Source organism: Kitasatospora sp. NPDC088779 (assembly GCF_040685395.1).
GTDB lineage: Bacteria > Actinomycetota > Actinomycetes > Streptomycetales > Streptomycetaceae > Kitasatospora.
In genome coordinates, this window is the sequence record NZ_JBFBHW010000025.1 from 79,896 (window position 1) to 102,504 (window position 22,609).

4 protein-coding genes are annotated in these 22,609 nt (G+C 76.9%); 1 reads left to right on the forward strand and 3 read right to left on the reverse strand.

Features of this window, described 5'->3' with window-relative positions; all coding sequences use genetic code 11:
* The first annotated feature begins 45 nt into the window (after positions 1–45).
* Complete coding sequence (locus tag AB0P03_RS23565) at positions 46–1,506, forward strand: FAD/NAD(P)-binding protein (protein ID WP_363630603.1); 1,461 nt, start codon at positions 46–48, stop codon at positions 1,504–1,506.
* 73 nt (positions 1,507–1,579) lie between these two features.
* On the opposite strand, the gene AB0P03_RS23570 is transcribed toward AB0P03_RS23565, so the two are convergent.
* From AB0P03_RS23570 to AB0P03_RS23580, 3 genes are all read right to left on the reverse strand, one after another.
* Complete coding sequence (locus AB0P03_RS23570; protein ID WP_363586611.1) at positions 1,580–2,092, reverse strand: GNAT family N-acetyltransferase; 513 nt, start codon at positions 2,090–2,092, stop codon at positions 1,580–1,582.
* A 45-nt stretch (positions 2,093–2,137) separates the two neighbouring features.
* Positions 2,138–2,341 (reverse strand): MbtH family NRPS accessory protein, encoded by a 204-nt coding sequence (locus tag AB0P03_RS23575; RefSeq protein ID WP_363586612.1) that lies wholly within the window; start codon positions 2,339–2,341, stop codon positions 2,138–2,140.
* 102 nt (positions 2,342–2,443) lie between these two features.
* A complete protein-coding gene (locus AB0P03_RS23580) occupies positions 2,444–22,591 on the reverse strand; it encodes a non-ribosomal peptide synthase/polyketide synthase (RefSeq protein WP_363630605.1) in 20,148 nt (6,715 codons plus the stop codon).
* Positions 22,592–22,609: the final 18 nt, after the last annotated feature.

The following is a 22,609-nucleotide window of genomic DNA, read 5'->3' on the forward strand; positions in this document are numbered from 1 at the left end:
AACCGTCGTTGGACGCGGCGGCGCGATCGGCTCGATGTTGGCCGCATGACGTCTCCCGCTGCGTCCGACGCGGCCGCCGTGAACCAGAGCAGGACCCCGCACGAGATCGCCGTGGTGGGCGCAGGCGCCGCCGGCACCCTCACGGCGCTGCGCCTGCTCCACCACGCGGCCGCCGGGAGACCCGCACCGGCCCGGATCTGGCTCATCGACCCCGGGCCCGCAGGCCCGGGGCTGGCGTTCGGTACCGACGCGCCGCACCACCTGCTGAACGTCCCGGCCGGCCGGATGAGCGCCCACCGGGACGACCCCGGCCACTTCGTGCGCTGGCTCGGCGACCGCGGCGGCGAGCACGACTTCGTCCCCCGGCGCCTCTTCGGCCGCTACCTCGCCGAGAGCCTGGCAGCGGCTGCCTCCGGCCCCGGCACCCCCGACCTGGTCCGAGTGCCCGACCGCGTCGTCGCCCTCACCCACCGGCCCCGGGCGACCACCCCGCCGCTGCGCCTGTGGCTGCACGACGGGCCACCGCTCGACGTCGACGCGGCGGTGCTGGCCCTGGGCAACTTCGCACCCGGCCAAGCCTGGGCACCGCCGGCGCTGCGCGACTCCGGGCGGTTCCTGGCCGACCCCTGGGCACCCGGCGCCCTCGCGGCCGTCCCCGAGGACCGCGACGTCCTGCTCGTCGGCACCGGCCTGACCATGGTCGACATGGCGCTCAGCCTGCAACGCCCCGGACGCGTCGTCCACGCCCTGTCCCGGCACGGCCTGGTCCCCCGACCGCACGCCGCCACCCCGCTCACCACCCCGGCCGCACCGGCCGTCCCGCAGCTCGACGCCCGTGCGGGGCTGCCCGCGCTGCGCCGGGCGGTACTGTGCCAGATCGCCCGCTGCCGCCGCGTCCACGGCGACTGGCGGGCCGGGGTCGACAGCCTCCGCCCCCTCACCAGCGCCCTGTGGCAGCAGCTCTCACCCGCCGACCAGGCCCGGCTGCTGGCCCGGGACCTCCGGCTCTGGGAGACCCACCGCCACCGGATCCCGCCGGTCAGCGCCAGGGCCCTGCGCACCGCCGTCGACGCGGGCCTGGTCAGCATCGGCCGGGGCACCGTGGCCGATGCCAAGACCACCGCGGACGGCCCCGGCGAGGTCGGCGAGGTCATCGACGTCCGGCTGGACGACGGCCGCGCGCTGCGGGTGGGGGCGGTGCTGAACTGCACCGGCTCCGAGGCCGAACTCACCCGGGTCGACGACCCGCTGATCACCGACCTGCTCACCACCGGCCTCGGCTCCCCCGCCCCCGTCGGCGGCGGCTTCGACACCGCCGCCGACGGCCGGCTCCTCCCCGCGGGCGGCCGGGCTCCGGCGCCGCTGTGGACGCTGGGCTCGCTGCGGCGCGGCAACCTGCTGGAGACGACCGCCATCCCGGAGATCCGCTGCCAGGCCGACGACCTCGCCCTGCTGCTGGGCCGCAGCGCGGCGGGAGCGCCGAACGGAGCGGTACCGGCCCGCTGAGCGGGCGTGCACGTCAGCGGCCCGCGGCGCGACCGGACGCGCCGCGGGCCGGGCCGCACCCGGCCGGGCCCGGTCAGGCCTGGCCGGTCGTCGAGAGCGCCACCACCTTCGTCACCGAGCCGTCGTCCCCGAGGACGTCGCGCAGGTGCCGGAAGCCCAGCCGTCGACACATCGCCAGGCTCGGGGCGTTCTCCGCACCCACCATGCCGTAGACCTCCTTGAGCCCCAACTCGTCGGCGGCGTAACGGATCAGTCCGCGGACCACCTCGGTGCCCAGGCCCCGGCCCCAGAACTCCGGGGCGAGGGCGGTGACCAGCTCGTGGCCGTCGACGTTCCCGGTCTTCTTCACCTCGGCGTGGCCCGCGTACCTCCCGTCCAGCCACAGGCCCCACACGTCGAAGATCCGCTGCGGGTACACGTCGGTCAGGATCGCGCGGAACAGCGCGCGGATCTGCGGCTCGGGCACCAGGTCCTGGCCCATCCAGCTGCACACGTCAGCGTTGCGGAGGAGGGAGACGAAGGCGTCCTCGTCCTCGGCCCGGTAGGGGATGAACTCCAGGTGTTCGGTGCGCAGCGAAGGGGTCACGGTCAGCTCCTCGGGGTTGTCGTGGGACGGAAGTGCTGCGACCGGTCAGGATCCGGCGCTCTCCATGCGCTCGCGCAGGCTCCGCGGCCGCATGTCGGTCCACACCTCGTCGACGTAGGCGGTGCACTCCGCCTCGGTGCCCTCCTGGCCGACGGGCTGCCAGCCGGCGGGCACGTCGAGGTCGACCGGCCAGAGGGAGTACTGCTCCTCGTCGTTGCGCAGCACCTGGTAGCGGGTGTTCTCGTCCATGTCGTACTCCTTCGTCGTTGTCGGGTTTCCAGCGGTGGTCTTGCGCGGTGGTCTGACAGCAGGGGGTTCAGCGGCGGGTGGTCGTCGGTGGGTGGGCGGCCGTCACCGTCCTCCCCGGGCGTGCCGGGCGATGTGCCGCAGCGCCACGGCGAACTCCTCGGCCGCCCGGCGCACGGTCGCCGTGTCGTGGAGGGCGGGGCGGTGGTGCCAGGTGAAGGCGAGGCGCCCGTGCTGCGCCGCGCCCACCACCTCCACCGGATGCGAGCCGCCGTCGCGGGGGTCGTGGTCCTGCCCGAAGGAGCCGTGCTCGGCGCGGACCAGGCCGTCGCCGGCGGTCTCGGGCCGCGCGTCCCACTGGCCGAGGTAGTTGAAGACCACCTGGCCGTGCGCGCCGGCGGCGAGGCGCTCGCGGACCTCGGGCGGGCCGAAGGTGCGCAGGGCGCCGAAGCCCAGCCCGTTGCCCGGCACGGCGCGCAGCTGGCGGCGGACCGACTTCACCAGGGCGCGCCAGTCGCGGTCCGGGCCGAGGTCATCGGGGTCGGGGACGTGGAAGGTGACCGGGTGCATGGTGGTGAACCAGCCGACCGTGCGGGACAGGTCCACGCCCTCCACGACGTCCTCCCGGCCGTGCCCCTCCAGGTCCAGCCGGATCCGCTCGTGGCCGGTCCAGCGGGCCAGTGCCAGGGCCAGGGCGGTCAGCAGCACGTCGTTGACGCGGGTGCGGTAGGCCGCCGGGGCCGCGCGCAGCAGTGCCTCGGTGTCCTCCTCGTCCAGTTCGACGGTGACCGTCGCGGTCTCGGCGGCACCGGGTTCGACGGTCCCGGGCTCGGCCGCACCGGGGTCAGCGGCACCCGGGTCAGCGGCACCCGGGTCAGCGGCACCGGGGTCAGCGGGACCGGGCACGGCGGGTCGGCCGGGCAGGGCCTCGGCGGCGCTCACCGCCTCGTCCCAGTAGGGCAGTTCGTGGTCCAGGCCGCCGTCGGCGACATGGGCCGCGAGCCGGAGCGCCCAGTCCCGGTAGGAGGTGCCGCGCTCCCCCAGCGTGATCGCCGTGCCCAGGGCGGCCTGCCGGTAGGCGCTCTCCAGGTCGTCGCGCAGCAGGCGCCAGGAGACGGCGTCGACGACCAGGTGGTGGGCGACCAGCAGCAGGAGCGCCGGGCGGTCCGGGGCGCCGGTGAACAGGGCCGCCCGCAGCAGCGGGCCCCGGGCCAGGTCGAAGCCGGCGTGCAGTTCGTCGGCCGCCTTGGCCATGGCCGCGTCGGCGACCTCGGCGCTCTGCCCGGTCAGGTCGTACCGGACGAGGACGTCCTCGGCGGGGGCCGGCGGCGGGTTGAACTGGTGCCAGCCCGTCTCGTCGTGGGTGAAACGCAGCCGCAGGGCGTCGTGGTGTTCGAGCAGGGCGTCCAGCGCGGCCCGCAGTGCCCGCGGGTCGGGGTCGGCGCCGAGTTCGAGCAGGGTCGACTGGTTGAAGTGGTGGTGGGCGGCGCGCGGGGTGGCCAGGAACCACTCCTGGATGGGGGTGAGCGGCACGTCCCCGGTGACCGGGCCGTCGTCCTCGCGGTCGGGGGCGGTGCGCACCACGGTGGCCAGTTCGGCCACCGTCTGGTGGGTGAAGAGCTCCCGGGTGGCGAGGTACAGGCCGTCCCGGCGCAGCCTGGACACCACCTGCATGCTGAGGATGGAGTCGCCGCCGAGCAGGAAGAAGTTGTCGTCGGCGCCGACCTCCTCGATGCCCAGGACGTCGGCCCAGATCCGGGCGATCCGGCGTTCGGTGTCGGTGCCCGGCTCCCGGCGCGGACCGGCCGCGGCCTGCACGGGCCCGGGTTCGGGCAGGGCCCGCCGGTCGAGCTTGCCGTTCGGGGTGAGCGGCAGCCGTTCCAGCGGGACGAACACCGACGGGACGAGGTGCGGCGGCAGCAACCCGGCCAGGTGGGCGCGCAGTTCGGCGGCGGGCAGGCCCGCAGTGGCCCCATCGTCGTCGCCCTCCGGTGCGGCACCGCCCGCTCCGGCCCCGACCGCCGGGACGACGTAGGCGACCAGCCGGCCGGCCCCGGAGCCCGCACCGCTCCCGGGGGCGTCGGCGCGCACGGTGACGACGGCGTCGCGCACCAGGGGGCTGCGGCGCAGCGCGCTCTCGATCTCGCCCGGTTCGATCCGGAAGCCGCGCAGCTTGATCTGGTCGTCGACGCGGCCGGCGAAGCGCAGTTCGCCGTCGGCGTCCCGGTGGGCGAGGTCGCCGGTGCGGTACATCCGCTCGCCCGGTGCGCCGAAGGGGTCGGCGAGGAACCGCCCGGCCGTCAGTCCCGGGCGGCCGAGGTAGCCGCGGGCGAGGCCGGGGCCGGCCAGCCAGAGCTCTCCGGTCACGCCGGGCGGCACCGGCCGCAGGGCGGCGTCCAGGACGTAGCTGCGGGCGGCGCCGCCGGGGCGGCCGATCGCCGGTGCGCCGGTGCCCGGCGACAGCGGGCCGGTCCAGGTGGCGACCACGGTGGCCTCGGTGGGGCCGTAGGAGTTGATCATCCGACGGCCGGGGGCCCAGGTGTCGACCAGATCGGCCGGGCAGGCCTCCGCCCCGACGACCAGGGTGCGCAGGGCGGGCAGGGTCGCGGCCGTCGCCGGGTCCACGGTGGCCAGGGCCGCCGGGGGGATCAGGGCGTGGGTGATGCGCCGTTCGGCCAGGACCTCGGCCAGCCGCTCGCCGACGAGCGGCCCTTCCTCCCCCGTGACCAGGGTGGCCCCGCTGAGCAGGGAGACGCACAGTTCCAGGACGGAGGCGTCGAAGCTGGGCGAGGCGAACTGGAGCACCCTGGCCCCGGGGCCGGCGGCGTACTGCTCGGCGGCGGCCTCCGCGAAGGCGGCGAGTCCGGCGTGGGTCACCAGGACGCCCTTGGGCGTGCCGGTCGATCCGGAGGTGTAGATGACGTAGGCCGGGTGTCCGGGGGTGAGCGGGGTGGCGCGGTCGGCGTCGGTGGGCGCGGTCTCGCGGTCGGTGGCGCGGTCGGCGTCGGTGGGCGGGGTCTGTGGCCCGTCGGCGGACCACACCTCAGCCGGGTCGTCGAGCACCAGGTGGGCGCCCGCGTCGCGCACCATGAACTCCCGCCTGGGCGCCGGGTAGTCCGGGTCCACCGGGAGGAAGGCGCCGCCGGCCTTGGCGACGGCGAGCTGGGCCACCACCGCCGCCGCCGAGCGGGGCAGGGCGAGGGCGACCAGCCGCTCCGGCCCCACGCCGCGCCGGATGAGCCGGTGGGCCAGCCGGTTGGCCACCCGCTCCACCTCGGCATAGCTCAGCTCGCGGCCGCCGTCGAGCAGCGCCACCGCGTCGGGGGTGCGGGCGGCCCGGCGCTCGAAGAGTTCGGCCAGGGTCGCCTCGGGGACGGGGCGGAAGGTGCCGCGCGCCCGGTCCAGTTCGGCGGCCAGCTGGTCGCCACCGGCGAGCGGCAGCGTGCCGATGGCGCGATCCGGGTCCTCGGCGACGGCGGTGAGCAGGGTGGCGAGCTGCCCGGCCATCCGCTCGGCCGTGGCCGGGTCGAACAGGTCGGTGTTGTAGGTGATCAGGCCGTGCAGCGCGCCGGAGTCGGCCTCCGCGAACTCCAGCGCGAGGTCGAAGGCCGCCTGCGTGGTGTCGGTCTCGACGTCGGTCACGTGCAGGCCCGGGAGGTCGAGGTCGGCGGCCGGGGTGTTCTGGAGGACGACCAGGGCCTGGAAGAGCGGGCTGCGGCTGGTGTCGCGCACCGGCTGCACCTCGTCGACCACGCGCTCGAACGGCACGTCCTGGTGGGCGAAGGCGTCCCGGACGGTCTGCCGGACCGCGCCGAGGAAGTCGCCGAAGGGCTGCGCGGGTTCCACCCGCGAGCGCAGCACCAGGGTGTTGACGAAGAAGCCGACGAGGCTCTGGGTCTCCGCCTGCTCGCGGCCTGAGGTGACGGTGCCGACGGCGATGTCCTGGTCGCCGCCGAGCCGGGCGAGGTAGGCCTGCGCGGCGGCGACCAGGGTGGTGAACAGGGTGGCGCCGCGCTCCCGGCCGACCCGGGCCAGTCGGCGGGCCGTGTCGGCGGGCAGCTCCAGGCGGGCGGTGGCCCCGTTGGTGGTGCGCACGGCGGGCCGAGGCCGGTCGGTGGGCAGGCGCAGCGTCGAGACGTCGGCCAACTGCTCCTTCCAGTAGGCGAGTTGGTCGGCCCCGGCGGCTCCGACCGTGCGCTGCCAGTGCGCGTAGTCGGCGTACTGCACCGGCAGCGGCGCCAACCGGCTCTCCCCGGAGCCGAGTTCGGCGCGGTAGAGGTGGGCCAGATCGGTGAGCAGGACGGCGGTCGACCAGCCGTCGGTGACGATGTGGTGCAGGGTCAGGGCCAGCACGTGGTCGCCCTCGGCCAGCCGCACCAGGGCGGTGCGCAGCAGCGGTCCGCGGCGCAGGTCGAAGGGGCGGGCCCGCTCGGCGGCGAGCAGGCCGCGCAGGGCCTCCGCCCGAGGCTGCGCCGGCCGGCCGGACAGGTCGTGCAGCGGCAGCGGCACGTCCTGCGGCGGGTGGACGAGCTGGACGCCGTGGCCGTCGACGCTGTCGAAGGTGGTGCGCAGCGACTCGTGCCGGGCCGCGAGGGCGCGCAGTGCCGCGCCGAGGGCGTCGGTGTCCAGGACGCCGCGCAGGCGCAGCGCGAGCGCGGTGACGTACTCGGCGCCGCCGGGCGCGAACTCCTCCAGGAACCACAGGCGTTGCTGGGCGTAGGACATCGGCGCGGCGCCGTCGCGGGCGACCGGGAGGACGGGCGGGCGCCCCGGGCTTCCCGGGCTTCCCGGGCGGCCCTGCTCCTCGGTGAGCAGGCGGGCCAGGCCGGCCGGTGTGGGGTGGTCGAAGACGGCGCGGGGGGTGAGGTCGGCGCCGAAGGCCTCGGCCAGGCGGGCGACGAGCCGGATGCTGAGGATCGAGTCGCCGCCCAGCTCGAAGAAGCCGTCCTCCACGCCGGGCGGCCGGATGCCCAGGACGTCCCCGAAGACCTCGGCGGTGCGGCGTTCGGCCTCGGTGCGCGGCTCGATCCGCGCGCGGCGTCCGCTCCCGTGCTCCTCGTCCGGCGCCGGGAGGGCCGCCCGGTCGACCTTGCCGTTGCGGCTCAGCGGGAGGGCGGCGAGCGGGACGAAGGCGGCGGGGACGAGGTAGTCGGGCAGCGCGCGGGCGGCGAAGGCCCGCAGTTCCCCGGGTTCGGCGCCCGCCGGGCCGACCACGTAGGCCACCAGGCGCCGGGCGCCGGGCCGGTCCTCGCGGGTGACCACGGCGACGTCGGTGACCTGGGGGTGGCGGGCGAGTGCGGCCTCCACCTCGCCGGGTTCGACCCGGAAGCCGCGGATCTTCACCTGGTCGTCCGCGCGGCCCAGGAACTCGACGGTGCCGTCCGGGCGCCGCCTCGCCAGGTCGCCGGTGCGGTACATCCGGGCGCCGGGCGGGCCGGAGGGGTCGGCGAGGAAGCGGGCCGCGGTCTCGCCGGGCCGGCCCAGGTAGCCGCGGGCCACGCCCTCGCCGGCGACGTACAGTTCGCCCGCGCAGCCCGGCGGGACGGGCCGCAGGCGCCGGTCGAGGACGTGGACGCGGCGGTCGTCCAGGGGGTGGCCGATCGGCAGGGTGTCGGGCACCGCCGCCGCCTCCGCGACGGCGAAGGCGGTGGCGAAGGTCGTGGTCTCGGTGGGCCCGTAGCCGTCCACCACGGTCAGCCCGGGGCAGGCCGCCAGGACGCGGCGCACCGCGGCGGCGGGCACCACGTCCCCGCCGGTCCACAGCGTGCGCAGGCCCGCGAAGCAGTCCGGCGCGTCCTGGGCGAGCAGCCGGAAGAGCCCGGCGGTGAGCCACAGCGCCGTCGGCCCGTCCGGTCCGGCGAGCCGCCGCAGCAGGGCGGCGTCCACCGGCCCGTCGGGGGCGACGAGCACGCAGCCGCCGCCCAGCAGCGGCGCCCAGACCTCGAAGGTGGCGGCGTCGAAGGCGACCGGCGAGTGCAGCAGCACCCGTGCGCAGCGGCCGTCGGCGAAGCGGCTGTCGGTGGCGAGCGAGGCCACGTCGCGGTGCCGTACCGCCACCGCCTTGGGCACCCCGGTGGAGCCCGAGGTGAACATCACGTACGCCAGCCGGTCGGGGTCGGCGGGCGGCAGGGCCGCCGCCACCGGCCCGGCCGCGCCGGTGCGCGCGGCGGTGACCTGCTCGGCGGTGAGCCGCAGGGCGGCGCCGACCTGGTCGAGCAGGGCGCGGCGGCGCTCCTCGGGGGCCCGGAGGTCGACGGGCAGGTAGGCACCGCCCGCCTTGAGGACGGCCAGCTGGGCGGCGACGAGTTCGGCGGAGCGGTCCATCAGCAGCGCCACCCGGTCTTCGGGGGCCAGGCCGTCGGCCAGCAGCCGGGCCGCCAGGCGGTCGGACCAGTCGTCGAGTTGGCGGTAGGTCAGCTCGCGGTCGCCGTCGCGCACGGCGGGCGCGCCGGGGGTGCGCCGGACCTGCTCGGCGAAGACCTGGAGCGGGCTGCGCGGCGCCACCGGGCGGGCGGTTCCGTGCCAGGAGGCCAGCTGCTCCCGGTCGGCGGGGGTGAGCCGGTCCAGCTCGGCGAGGTCGCCGTCGAGGCCGTCGGCGAGGGCGGTGAGCAGCAGGACCAGGCGGTCGGCCGCGCCGTGGGCCGTCCGGTGGTCGAAGAGCGCGGGGTCGTAGGCCAGGTCGAAGCCGAGCCGCTCGGCCAGGTGGGCGCGCAGGCACCAGGGGAAGGTGGTGGCGTCGTCGGCGCGCACCTCGACCACCCGCACCCCGGTCCGGTCGGCGGCCGACTCGTCGACGGGGTAGTTCTCGAAGACCGCCATGCTGTCGAACAGCGGCTCCCCGGCGGGCAGGTCGCTCAGGGCCTGGACGCGTGGTAGTGCCAGGTGGTCGAAGCGGCGGCCGTCGCTCTGGCGTTCCTGGAGCTCCCGCAGCCAGGGCAGCACGCCGCCCGAGGGGATCGGGACCCTGGTCGGCACGGTGTTGATGAACAGGCCGATCATCGACTCGACGCCGGGCAGTTCGGCCGGGCGCCCGGACACGGTGGTGCCGAAGACCACGTCGTCGCCGCCGCTGTAGCGGGCCAGCAGCAGCGCCCAGGCGCCCTCCACCACGGTGTTGACGGTCAGTCCGGCGGCCGCGGCGTTCTCGCGCAGCCGCCGGGAGAGCGTCTCGTCCAGTTCGCGGCGGGCCGCGGCGCTGGAGCGGGCGCGGTGGGCCCGCGTCGGCGGGCGGTCGTACGGCAGCGGGGTCCGGCCGGTGAACCCGGCCAGCAGGCCGCGCCAGTGGGCCTCGGCCGCCTCCTCGTCCCGCTCGTGCAGCCAGCCCAGGAAGTCCGCGAACGGCCGTCGGACCGGCCGGGGCGCCTGCGGGCCGCCGGTCAGCGCGGCGTACTCCTCGCACACCTCGGTGAGCAGTTGTCCGGTGCTCCAGCCGTCCAGGATCAGGTGGTGGGTGGACCACAGCAGCAGGACCTCGTCGCCGGGCAGCGCGGCCAGGGTCAGCCGGGTGAGCGGCGCGGTGGCGAGGTCCATCCCGGCGGCGCGCTCCTCGGCGAGCAGCCGCTCCGTCCGGTCGGCGCGCTGCCCGGGCGTCAGGTCGCGCCAGTCGAGCCGGCGGACGGGCAGTGCGGCATGCCGCGCGACCACCTGGACGGGGTGCGGCAGGCCCCGCCAGTGAACACTGGAACGCAGTGCCGGGGTGCGGTCGGCGACCTGCTGCCAGGCCTCGGCGAAGGCCCGCGGGTCGGCCACGCCGGCCAGGCGCACCGCGATCCGGTCCACGTAGGCGCCGTCGGCGTCGACGAGCCCGTGGAAGAGCATGCCGGACTGCAGCGGCGTCAGCGGGAGCACGTCGTCGGTCTCGCGCCCGTCGCCGACGAGCCGGTCCAGCCGGTCCTGGTCGAGGCCGGCGAGCGGGAAGTCCGACGGGGTGCGGCCGCCGGCGTCCGGGCGGGCGCAGTGCGCTGCCAGCTCGCGCAGCGCGGCGCCCATCTCCTCGGCGAGCCCGCGGACGGTGGCCTCGTCGTAGACGGCGGCGGGGTAGGTCCACGCCAGTTCGAGGCGGCCGTCCTGGACCGCGCCGATGATGTCCAGCAGGTAGGGGCGGGGCTCGTCGGGGTCGGTGTCGCGACCGGCCGGGGGCAGCGCGCCGCGGACCAGGCCGTCGGCGCCGCCGCGGGTGTCCCACTGGCCGTGGTAGTTGAAGCCGATCTGCGGCGCCGCCGAGCCGGTCAGCGGGCCGTCCGGCCGCAGGTGGCGCAGCGCGCCGTGGCTGAGTCCGCGCAGCGGGACGGCGCGCAGTTGCTCCTTGACCGAGCGCAGGGTGTCGTGCCATCCGGCGTCGGGGTCGACGCGCAGGGCGAGCGGGAACTCGGCGGTGAACCAGCCCACCGTCCGGGAGAGGTCCAGGTCCTCGAACAGGTCCTCGCGGCCGTGCCCCTCCACTCCGACCAGCACGGTGTCCCGGCCGCACCAACGGGCCAGGGTGCGGCCCAGGGCGCTGAGCAGGACGTCGTTGACCTGGGTGCGGTAGACCTCGGGGACGCGGCGCAGCAGCGCCTCGGTGGTCCGCTCGTCCAGCGTCACCTGGACGGTGGCGGCGGTGGCGTGGGTGTTGGAGGCGCCGGCGTCAGGGGCGGGGCGGCCGGCGGGCAGGTCGGCCGGGGCCGCGCCGGTGCGCGTCCAGTGGCCGAGGTCGCCGTCCAGGGCGCCGGCGCGGGTGTGCCGCTCCAGCCGGGTGGCCCAGCGGCCGTAGGACGTGCCGGTCGGCGGCAGGGCGACGGGGGCTCCGGCGCGGGCCGTGCGGTACGCCGCTTCGAGGTCGGCCAGCAGGATGCGCCAGGAGACGCCGTCCACGGCCAGGTGGTGCACGGTGAGGACGAGTTGGCCCGGCTGCCGGGGGCTGGGGTCGAAGAACAGGGCCCGCAGCAACCGGCCGTCGACGGGGTCGAGGGAGCGCTGGGCCTCGTCGGTGGCGCGCTGGACCTGCGCCTCCGCGTCATGGCCGGCGAGGTCCGGGTGGCTGACGTCGTGCCGGGTGAAGATGCCGTCCGCCCCCTGGGGAAGCACCTCCTGGCGCCAGCCGACCTCGGTGCGGTGGAAGCGGGTGCGCAGGGCCGGGTGGTGCTCCACCAGGGCCAGCACCGCCCGGCGCAGGGCCGCCGGATCGGTGCCGGGGGCCAGTTCCAGGCGCTGGGTCATGGTGAAGCGCAGGGCGTCGCCGGGGCGGCGGCCGTCGAGGTACCAGTGCTGGATCGGGGTGAGCGGCGCCTCGCCGGGCTCGGCTTCGCCGCCTTCCTGGCGATCGGTCAGATCTCCTGCACACAGGGCGAGTTCGGCGATGTTCTGGTGCCGGAAGACGTCCTTGGTGGTGAGGGCGAGCCCGGCGGCGCGGGCGCGGGAGACGATCTGGATGCTGAGGATGGAGTCGCCGCCGAGCGCGAAGAAGTTGTCCCGGGTGCCGACGCGCTCCACGCCCAGCACCTCGGCCCAGATCGCGGCGAGCCGTTCCTCGGCTCCGGGCCGCGGTGCGACGTACGGGGTGGTGCGGTCGGGCTGGGCGGGCGGGGCGGGCAGCGCGCGCCGGTCGGTCTTGCCGCCGGTGGTCCGCGGTATTCGGGCCAGCGGGACGAACGCGACGGGCACCAGGTAGTCGGGCAGCGTCCGCCGCAGCCAGGTCCGCAGTTCCTCGGCGGTCGGCACGCGGCGGCCGGCGGGCACCGGGTAGCCGACGAGCACCGTACGGCCGGCGTGCTCGCGCGCGGCGACCGCGCAGTCGGCGACGTCCGGGTGGGCGAGCAGGGCGGCCTCCACCTCCCCGGGCTCGATCCGGAACCCGCGGACCTTGACCTGTTCGTCGGCCCGGCCCCGGAACTCCAGTTGCCCGTTCGCGTCCCAGCGGGCCAGGTCGCCGGTGCGGTACATCCGGGCCCCGGGCGGGCCGTAGGGGTCGGCGAGGAAGCGGGCGGCCGTCAGCCCGGGCCGGTTCAGGTAGCCGCGGGCCACCTGCTCCCCCGCCAGGTACAGCTCCCCCGGCATGCCGGGCGGCACCGGCCGCAGGGCGCCGTCGAGCAGGTAGGCGCCCAGGTTGCGGCCGGGGCGGCCGATGACGGGGCGCTCGGGGTGGTCCGCGCACCGGGCGTAGGCGGCGTCGACGGTGCACTCGGTGGGCCCGTACATGTTGTAGGCGGTGACGCCGAGGTCCGCGTGCGCCGCGCACAGCTCCCGCCAGACGGCGGCGGGGACGGCCTCGCCGCCGACCAGCAGCAGGCGCGGGTGGTGCGGGCCGGGGGCGAGCAGTCCGGCGGCGGTGAGTTCGCGCAGGAAGGAGGGGGTGACGTTGACCAGGTCCAGACGGCGGTCGACGACCTGGGCGCAGAACGCCTGCGGGTCCAGCCGGACGTCCTCGTCGATCAGGTGGAGCTCCTGGCCCAGTGCGAGCAGCAGCGGGCCCTCCCAGCTGGTATCGAAGGAGAAGGAGGCGCTGAGCGCGGCCCGCAGCCGCCCTCCGTCGGCGGTGTGCGGCGCGACCAGGCCCTCCTGGTGGTCCCGGCAGAGGTTGACCAGCTGGCGGTGTTCGACGACGACGCCCTTGGGGCGGCCGGTCGAGCCGGAGGTGTGGACGAGGTAGGCGGCGTGCTGCGGCAGCAGGGGGGCGGTCCGCTCGGCGTCGGTCAGGTCGTGGGCGGGCAGCGCGTCCCACGGCACCTCGCGCAGGGCCTGCCCGGTCAGCACCACCCGGGGCCGGGTGTCGTCGAGGAGGAGGGCGGCCCGGTCCTCGGGCAGGTCCGGGTCGACGAAGAGCAGGGCGGCGCCCGCCTTGAGCACCGCGAACAGCGCCACCAGCAGGTCCGAGGTGCGCGGCAGCCGGACCGCGACCACCTGCTCCGGGCCGGCGCCGAGGGCGGCGAGGTGGCGGGCGAGCCGGTTGGCCCGCGCGTTGAGGGCGGCGAAGTCGAGGGTGGCGTCCCGGGCGACCAGGGCGGTGGCGTCCGGGGTGCGGGCGGCCTGCGCCTCGAACAGGGCGGGGAAGGTGGTGTCCGGCGCGGGCAGCGGCGTGCCCCGCCCCTGCCGCAGCACCCGGCGCCGTTCGTCGGCCGTCATCAGCGGCAGCGCCCCGACGGCCGTCTCCGGCGCCTCGGCCACGGCCTCCAGCAGGGTGCCCAGCCAGCCGGCCAGGTGCTCGGCGGTCCGCGCGTCGAACAGCCCGGTGTTGTACTCCAGATAGCCGGTCAGGCCGCCGTCGCGCTCGACGAAGTCGAAGGAGAGGTCGAAGGTGGCGCCGTGGACGGGCGGGGTGACCGGCTCCACCATCAGGCCCGGCAGGTTCGGCACCTCGGCGCCGAGGTTGTGCAGGGCCACCATGACCTGGAAGAGCGGCGTGCGGCTGGTGTCGCGCTCCGGCTGGAGGGCGTCCACCAGCCGCTCGAAGGGCACCTCCTGGTGGGCGAGCGCTTCCAGGACGGTGCCGTGGGCGGCGGCCAGCAGTTCGCGGAACGACAGCTCCGGCCGGACGGCGCCGCGCAGCACCAGGGTGTTGACGAACATGCCGACCACGTCGTGGAGTTCGCCCTGCTCGCGGCCCGAGGTGACGGTGCCGACCGCGATGTCCTGCTGCCCGGACCAGCGGGCGAGCAGGACCTGGCAGGCCGCCAGGAGGGTGGTGTAGAGGGTGCCGTCGACCTCCCGGCCCCGTTCGCGCAACCGCGCGGTCAGCCCGGCGGGCAGGGTGAAGGCGACCAGCGCGCCGTCCCGGGTGCGTACGGCCGGGCGCGGCCGGTCGGTGGGCAGCTCCAGCGGGGTCAGGCCGTCCAGGGCCCGGCGCCAGTGGGCGAGGTCCGCCTCGGCGAGGTCGGTGCGCGCGCGCTGCCAGGACGCGTAGTCGGTGTAGCGCACGGGCAGCGCGGGCAGCCGTGGCGGGCGTCCCTCGCGGGCCGCCGCGTACAGCTCGCCCAGGTCGCGGCCCAGGACGCCCATCGACCAGCCGTCGGTGGCGATGTGGTGCACGGCCAGCGCGAGCACGTGCTCGTCCGCGGCCGTCCGGACCAGCCGGGCCCGCAGAAGGGGCCCGGCGGCCAGGTCGAACGGGGTGCCGGCGATCCGCTCCAGCAGCGCGTCCAGGGCCGCCGGGGGCGCCCCGGCGAGGTCCTCGCACGGCAGCTCGACCGGCTGCGGCGGGCGCACCACCTGCCGGGCGCGGCCGTCCCGCTCGGCGAAGGTGGTCCGCAGCGCCTCGTGCCGGGCGACCAGGGCGTCCAGGGCGGTGCCCAGCGCGGCCGGGTCGAGCGCTCCGCGCAGGCGCAGCACGGACAGCGAGGTGTACTCGGTGCTGCCCGGCTCGAACCGGTCGAGGAACCAGAGCCGCTGCTGGGCGTACGACAGCGGCGGCTCGGCCGCCGGGTCCGCGGCCGGGATGACCAGGGCCGACGGGCCGTCCGCCGCGCCCGGCTCGCCGAGCGAGCCGAGGGCCTCGGCCAGGTCCGCCAGCACCGGGTGGCTGAACAGCAGCCGGGGCGAGAGATCCGCCGCCCCGAAGGCCGCGCGCAGCCGGGCGGTGACCCGGACGGCGAGGATGGAGTCGCCGCCCAGGGCGAAGAAGTCGTCCTCGGCGCCGATCTCCCCGGTGTCCAGGACCTCCGTCCAGGCCGCGGCGACCAGCCGCTCGGCGCGGGTGCGGGGCGCGGTGCGCTGCCGGCCGGCGGCGAAGCCCTCCGGGCCGGGCGCGGGCAGCGCGCGCCGGTCGAGCTTGCCGTTGGGGGTGAGCGGCAGGACCGCCAGGGGGACGTACGCGGCGGGCACCAGGTAGGCGGGCAGCAGCCGTTCGAGGTGGGCGCGCAGGTCGGCGGCGGCCGGGGGGTGAGCCGCGCCGGGGCCGGCGACGACGTGGGCGACCAGTCGGCGGGTGCCGGAGGCGTCCTGGTACACGCCCACGGTGGCGGCGCCCACACCCGGGTGGGTCTGGAGGGCGGCCTCGATCTCGCCGGGTTCGATCCGGTAGCCGCGGATCTTGACCTGCTGGTCGGCGCGGCCCAGGTAGCGAAGGGTGCCGTCGGCCTGTCGGCGCGCCCGGTCGCCGGTGCGGTACATCCGGGTGCCCGGGGCCCCGAACGGGTCGGCGAGGAAGCGGGTGGCGGTCAGGCCGGGCCGGTCGAGGTAGCCGCGGGCCAGCCCCTCCCCCGCCACGTACAGCTCGCCCACGGCGCCCGGGGGCACCGGGGCCAGGTCGGTGTCGAGGACGTACAGCCGCAGGTCCTGGAGGCCGGTGCCGATCGGTGCGGGGCCGCCGGCCGCCGCGGTCGTGCGGTCCAGCGGGGCCTGGGTGACGTGCACGGTCGTCTCGGTGATGCCGTACATGTTCACCAGGCGCGGCGCGTCCTGCGGGTGGCGGTCGTACCAGTCGGCGAGGCGGCCTGCGTCCAGCGCCTCGCCGCCGAAGACCACCGTGCGCAGCGCCAGCCGGCGGGAGAGCTCGGGGTGTTCGGCGTCGGCGCGGGCCAGCGGGTGGAAGGCGGACGGGGTCTGGTTGAGGACGGTGACGCCTTCGTCGGCGAGCAGCCGCAGGAAGTCCTCCGGGGAGCGGGCGGTGTCCTCGGGCACGACGACGAGCCGGCCGCCGTGCAGCAGCGGGCCCCACAGCTCCCAGACCGAGAAGTCGAAGGTGTAGGAGTGGAACAGCGTCCAGACGTCCTCGGCGCCGAAGCCGAACACGTCCTCGGTCTGCTCGAACAGCCGCACCACGTTGGCGTGCGGCACCACGACGCCCTTGGGGCGGCCGGTGGAGCCGGAGGTGAAGATGGCGTAGGCGGGGCTGTCGGGCAGCGGGCGGTGCCCGGCGGCGAGCGGGGCGGCCGGGCCCCGGGCCAGGTCGGCGCGCAGCCGCGGGTCCGACAGGGAGAGGACGGGCACCCCGTGCTCGGACGGCCCGCCGGGTGCGTGGGTCACCAGGGCCACCGGGGCGGCGTCGCCCAGCAGTTGGGCGCGGCGTTCGGCCGGCAGGCCCGGGTCGAGCGGCAGGTAGGCCGCGCCCGTCTTGAGGACGGCGAGGACGGCCACGACCAGGTCGGCCGTGCGGGGCAGCGCGAGGGCCACGAACCGCTCGGGCCCGGCGCCGAGTCCGGCCAGCCGGTGGGCGAGCCGGCCGGCCCGCGCGTCCAGGGCGGCGTAGTCGAGGTGCTCGTCGCCGCAGGTGACGGCCTCGGCGTGCGGGGTGCGGGCGGCCTGCGCCTCGAAGAGGTCGACCAGGGTCCGGTCGGGGCGGCCCCGCACGGTGCCGTCCCACTCGGTCAGCAGCCGCCGCTCCTGCGCGGTCGTCCACTCCAGGGCGCGCAGCGGCCGGTCCAGTCCGGCGGCCAGTCCGGTGAGCAGCAGGCAGAGCCGCTCGGCGAGGGCGCGGACCGTCGCGGCGTCGAACAGCTCCGGGTCGTAGGCGAGGTCGAAGCCGAAGTGCCCGCCCTGGTAGGCGCGCAGGACGAGCGGGTAGTTGGTGGCGTCCCGGGAGGTGACCTCCACCAGGCGCACCCCGCTGTCGGCCGTGCGGGCGTCGTCGAAGGGGTAGTTCTCGAAGGCGACGATGCTGTCGAACAGCGTGCCGCCGGACGGCACGCCGCTGAAGGCGGTGAGTTCGGCGAGGGACACCGCGGCGTGGCGCCGGGCCTCGGCCTGGGCCTCCTGGAGGTCGCGCAGCCAGTCGGCGGCGGTGCGGTCGCCGTCGACCAGGACCCTGGTGGGCAGGGTGTTGATGAACATGCCGATCATCGACTCGACGCCGGGCAGTTCGTCGGGGCGTCCGGAGACGGTCGTCCCGAACAGCACGTCCGGCTCGCCGCTGTACCGGGAGAGCAGCAGGGCCCAGGCGCCCTGCACCACGGTGCCGAGGGTGAGCCCGGCCTGCCGGGCGGTGCGGGCCAGCCGCTCGGAGGCCTCCGGCGACAGGCCGGCGGTGTGCGCGAGCGCCGAGCGGGCCCGGTGGGCCTCGCGCCGGACGCGGTCGGCGGGCAGCGGGGTGGCGGTGGCGAAGCCGTCCAGGACGCCCCGCCAGTGCGCGCGGGCGGCCGCGGTGTCCTGCCCGGCCAGCCAGTGCACGTAGTCGGCGAAGGGCCGGCGCACCGCCGGTGTCGGCACGCCCCCGGTGGTGAGGGCCGCGTACTCCTCGAACACGTCGGTGAGCACCTGGGCCAGGCTCCAGCCGTCCAGGATCAGGTGGTGGGAGGTCCACAGCAGGTGCAGGCGGGCCTCGGGCAGCCGGACCAGGGTGAGCCGGGTGAGCGGCGCCGTGGCGAGGTCCAGCCCGTGGGCGAGGTCGTCCGCGCGCAGCCGGGCCAGCCGGTCGGCGCGCTCGCCCGGGTCGACCGCCCGCAGGTCCAGGTGGGTCACCGGCAGCCGGACGCCGCGGCGCACGACCTGGAGGGGGGCGGGGACGCCCTCCCACACCACCGAGGTGCGCAGGGCGGGCGTGCGGTCGGCGACCCGCTGCCAGGCCAGGGCGAAGGCGTACGGGTCGCCCACGCCCTCCAGCAGCAGGCCGGCCTGGTCCACGTAGACGTCGTCGGGGCCGCCGACCAGGCGGTGGAAGAGCATGCCCTCCTGGAGCGGGGTGAGCGGCAGCAGGTCCTCGACGTCCCGCCCGTCGCCGGCGATCCGGTCCACCCCGGCCTGGTCCAGTCCGGCCAGCGGGTAGTCGGAGGGGGTGCGGCCGCCGGCGTCGGGGCGGGCGCAGTGCTCGACGATGCCGGTCAGCGCCGCGGCCGTGGCCTGCGCCAGCGCGCGGACGGTGGCCGCCTCGTGCGCCTGGTCGCTGTAGTGCCAGGTGAGTTCCAGTTCGCCGTCGGCGACGACCGCGGAGACATCGAGCAGGTGGTCCAGGGGTTCGTCGGGGGCGAGCTCCCGGCCCGGCGCCTGGCCGGCGGGCGCGAAGTCGCCGGTCCCGGGGGCGGTCCACTGCCCGTGGTAGGTGAAGCAGACCTGCGGCAGCGGACGGTCCCTCAGGGCGTCGGCGGCGGGCGGGCCGAGCCGGGCCAGGGCCTCGTAGCTCAGGCCCCGGCGGGGTACGGCGCGCAGCCGCTCCTTGACCTGCTTGAGGGTGGCGGCCCAGTCGGGGGCGCCGGCCGGGCCGGCCGGGGCGAGGGTGACGGGGTACCGGGTGGTGAACCAGCCGACCGTCCGGGAGAGGTCGACGCCGTCGAAGAGTTCCTCGCGGCCGTGGCCCTCCAGGGCGATGGTCACCCGTTCGGTGCCCGTCCAGTCGGCGAGGGCCCGGCCCAGCGCGCTGAGCAGCACGTCGTTGACCTGGGTCCGGTAGGCCTCGGGGACTCTGCGCAGCAGGGCCTCGGTGGTGGCGCGGTCGAGTCGGGTGCGCAGGGTGCGCACGGAGGCGGCCGTGGGCGTGCCGGGGTGGTCGACGGGCAGCGGGGCCGCCGGGGCCCTGGTCTCGGCGCTCCAGTAGGGCAGGTCGTCGTCGAGGCCTCCGGCCCGGACCCGTTCGGCGAGGTGGTGGGCCCAGTCGGTGAACGGGGTGGGCTCGGGCTCCAGGTGCGGGGCGTCCCCGGCCGCCGCCTGCCGGTAGGCCTGTTCCAGGTCGGCGAGCAGCACCCGCCAGGAGACTCCGTCGACGGCCAGGTGGTGGGCGGTCAGGACGAGTTGGGGCCGGGCGTCGCCGCGGGCCCGGAACAGGACGGCGCGCAGCAGGGTGCCGGTGGCCGGGTCCAGGGCGGCGCGGGCGGCCTCGGCGGCCTCGACCCGGGCGGCTTCAGGGCCGGGGCCCGCGCCGGGGGCGGGCGGGTCGAGTCTGGTCAGCAGCCCGGTGCCCGGGTCCGCGACCGGCTCCTGGCGCCAGGTGCCCCCGGCGCGGGTGAAGCGGGTGCGCAGCGCCGGGTGGGCCGCCAGGACCGCCCGCAGCGCCTGGTCCAGGGCCGGCTCGTCGAGGTCGCGCGGCAGGTCGAGCAGCATCGACATGGTGAAGTGGCGCAGCGGGCCGTGGGCGGCGAAGAACCACTCCTGGACGGGGGTGAGCGGGGCCGGTCCGTCCGCGCGGCGCGGCCGGGGGGCCGGGGCGGCGGCCGGGCGGGCGGCGGCGACCAGGTCGGCGACGGTCTGGTGGCGGAAGACGTCCTGGGAGCCGATCCACAGGCCGGCGGCGCGGGCCCGGGAGACGGCCTGGATGCTCAGGATCGAGTCGCCGCCGAGCTCGAAGAAGTTGTCGGTGACGCCGACCCGCGCCACGCCCAGCACCTCGGCCCAGATCCCGGCGAGGGTCTCCTCCTCGGGGGTGCGCGGGGCCACGAACTCCCCTTCCCTTCCTTCGCCTTCGAGGTCGGGGGCGGGCAGCGCTCGGCGGTCCAGCTTCCCGCTGGTGGTGAGCGGCAGGGTGTCGAGCGCGGTGAACGAGGACGGCACCAGGTGGTCGGGCAGCACCCGCCGCAGGGCGGCGCGCAGGTCGGCGGACGGGCGTGCCGCGCCGTCGGCGAAGACCAGGTAGGCCGCCAGCCGGGTGTGGCCGCGCGCGTCGGGCACGGCGGCGACGGCGGCCGCGGCGACCTGCGGCAGGTCGAGCAGCGCTGCCTCGATCTCGCCGGGTTCGATCCGGTGGCCGCGCACCTTGACCTGGTCGTCGGCGCGTCCGAGGTACTCCAGGCTCCCGTCGGCCGTCCAGCGGGCCAGGTCGCCGGTGCGGTACATCCGGGCGCCGGGCGGCCCGTACGGGTCGGCGGTGAAGCGGGCGGCGGTCAGCCCCGGCCGGCCGGCGTAGCCGCGGGCGACCTGCTCGCCGGCGAGGTGGAGTTCGCCGCTCACCCCGGGCGGCACCGGCTGGAGCCGGTCGTCGAGGACGTAGGCGCGCAGGTTGGGCAGCGGGCGGCCCACCAGCGGCCGGTCACCGCCCGCGATGCGGCAGGCGAGCGCGTCGACCGTGCACTCGGTGGGGCCGTAGTAGTTGTAGGCGGCGACGTCCGGGTGCCCGGCGAGTTCGCGCCAGAGCCGGGGCCCGACGGCCTCACCGCCGAGCATCAGCACCCGGGGGCGGTGGCGCGGGTCGTCGAGCAGCCCGGCGGGCAGCAGCTGGCGCAGGTAGGAGGGGGTCAGGTCGAGGAAGTCGACGCGGTGGCGCACGACGTACTCGACCAGGGCGGCCGGGTCCATCCGGGTCGTCTCGTCGACCAGGTGCAGCGGGTGGCCGTCGGCCATCAGCAGCACGCCCTCCAGGGAGGTGTCGAAGGAGAACGAGGCGGTCAGCGCCACGCGCAGCGGCCCGCCGCCCGCGTCGGCGACGAAGCCCGCCCGGTGGGCGGCGAGCAGGTTCACCACCGCGCGGTGCGGGACGGCGACGCCCTTGGGGCGGCCGGTGGAGCCGGAGGTGTAGAGCACGTACGCGGTGTTGGAGGGGTGCAGCGGGGCGGTCCGGTCGGCGTCACCGGGGTCGGTGTCCGGGCCGGTGTCGGGCAGCGCCCGGAGCGCCTGTTCGTCCAGGACCAGGGCGGGGCGGGCGTCGTCGAGCAGGTAGCGCAGGCGCTCGGCCGGCAGGGCCGGGTCCAGGGGCAGGTAGCCGGCGCCGGCCTTCCAGACGGCGAGGATCGCCACGATCATGTCGGCGGTGCGCGGCAGCCGCAGCGCGACCAGCCGTTCGGGGCCGGCGCCGCGGGCGATGAGCTGGTGGGCGAGCCGGTTGGCGCGGGTGTCGAGCGTCGCGTAGTCGAGCCGCTCGGCTCCGGCGACCAGGGCCGGGGCGTGCGGGGTCAGGGCGGCCCTGCGCCGGAACAGCTCGGGGTAGCTGGTGTCCTCGACGGGCAGCGCGGTGGCGTTCCAGTCCCGGGTGACCTGCCGGGTCTCCCGGGGCGAGAGCAGCGGCAGGGTGCCGAGCGGTCGGTCGGGCTCGGCGGCGGCGCCGTCCAGCAGCAGCAGGAGCTGGTCGGCCATCCGGCGGGCGGTGGGCGCGTCGAAGAGGTCGGCGCGGTACTCCAGCAGGCCGGTGAGCGCCTCGCCGTCCGGGACGAACTCGACGCTGAGGTCGAAGGTGGCGGCCTGCCGGGGCACGACGACCGGGGTGAGCGCCGACCCCAGCGGGGTGGTGGCCTCGGGCGGCGCGGGGTGCAGCAGGACCAGCACGTCGAACAGCGGGTTGCGGCCCGCCTGGCGGGGTGCGCCGACCGCCTCGACGAGCCGTTCGAAGGGCGTGTCGCCGTGCGCGAGCGCGTCGTTGCCGGTCTCGGTGGCGGCCGCGAGCAGGTCGCGGAAGGATCCGGCTGGCTCCACCCGGGTGCGCAGGACGACGGTGTTGACGAAGCAGCCGACGGCCCGTTCCAGCTCGGTGCGGGAGCGCCCGGGCGTCAGGGAGCCGACGGTGACGTCCTGCTGGCCGGACCAGCGGGCCAGCAGCGCCTGGGTGGCGGCGACCAGGGCGGTGTGCAGGGTGCCGTGCCGCTCGGCCGCGAGCTCGCGCAGCCGGGCGGTGAGCGGCGCGGGGACGGTGAAGGCGTGGACGGCGCCGGGGCCGGCCTCCTCGCCGCGCCGCGGGTGGTCCAGCGGCAGCTCCGGCGGCACCGCACCGGCCAGTTTCGCCTTCCAGTGGGCCAGTTGGCCCTCCAGCCGGGCGCCGGAGAGCTGTTCGCGCTGCCACACCGCGAAGTCCGGGTACTGGACCGCCACCGGGGGCAGGTCCGGGGCGGCGCCGCGGGCCAGGGCCTCGTAGCCGGTGCACAGTTCGTCCAGGACGACGCCCATCGACCAGCCGTCGGTGACGATGTGGTGCGCCGTCACCTGCAGGACGTGCGAGCGGTCCGACTCGCGCACCAGCAGGGCGCGCAGCAGCGGCCCCTGCCGGAGGTCGAAGGGGCGGGAGTACTCCTGGAGCAGGATCGCGTCGAGGGTCTCCCCGTCGGCCGGCTCCCGGACGGGCAGCGGCACCGGCCCGGCCGACCGCACGGTCTGCACCGGGCGGCCGTCGGCCTCGTCGAAGGTGGTCCGCAGCCCCTCGTGGCGGGCCACGACGGCCGCCAGCGCCCCGGCGAGCGCCGCGCGGTCCAGCGGGCCGGTGAACCGTACGGCGACCGCGCTGTTGTAGCGGGGGTCGCCGGGGCGCAGCCGGTCCAGGAACCACAGGCGCTGCTGGACGAAGGAGGGCGGCAGCGGTCGGCTGCGGTCGGCTTGCGGGATGGACCGGTCGGCGGCGGCCCGGGCGCCGCCGGAGCGCCCGGCCAGCCGCAGGCGCAGCGCTTCGCGCAGGTCGGCGGGCAGGGCCTCGGCGCGGTCTCGCTTCGAAGGCGTCATGGTCGTCGGATCCTCACC

Bases quoted from the DNA above. Each gene is read 5' to 3' on its own strand.
- AB0P03_RS23580 (WP_363630605.1), bottom strand. From the start codon at position 22,591: ATGACGCCTTCGAAGCGAGACCGCGCCGAGGCCCTGCCCGCCGACCTG.
- AB0P03_RS23565 (WP_363630603.1), top strand. From the start codon at position 46: ATGACGTCTCCCGCTGCGTCCGACGCGGCCGCCGTGAACCAGAGCAGG.
- AB0P03_RS23575 (WP_363586612.1), bottom strand. From the start codon at position 2,341: ATGGACGAGAACACCCGCTACCAGGTGCTGCGCAACGACGAGGAGCAG.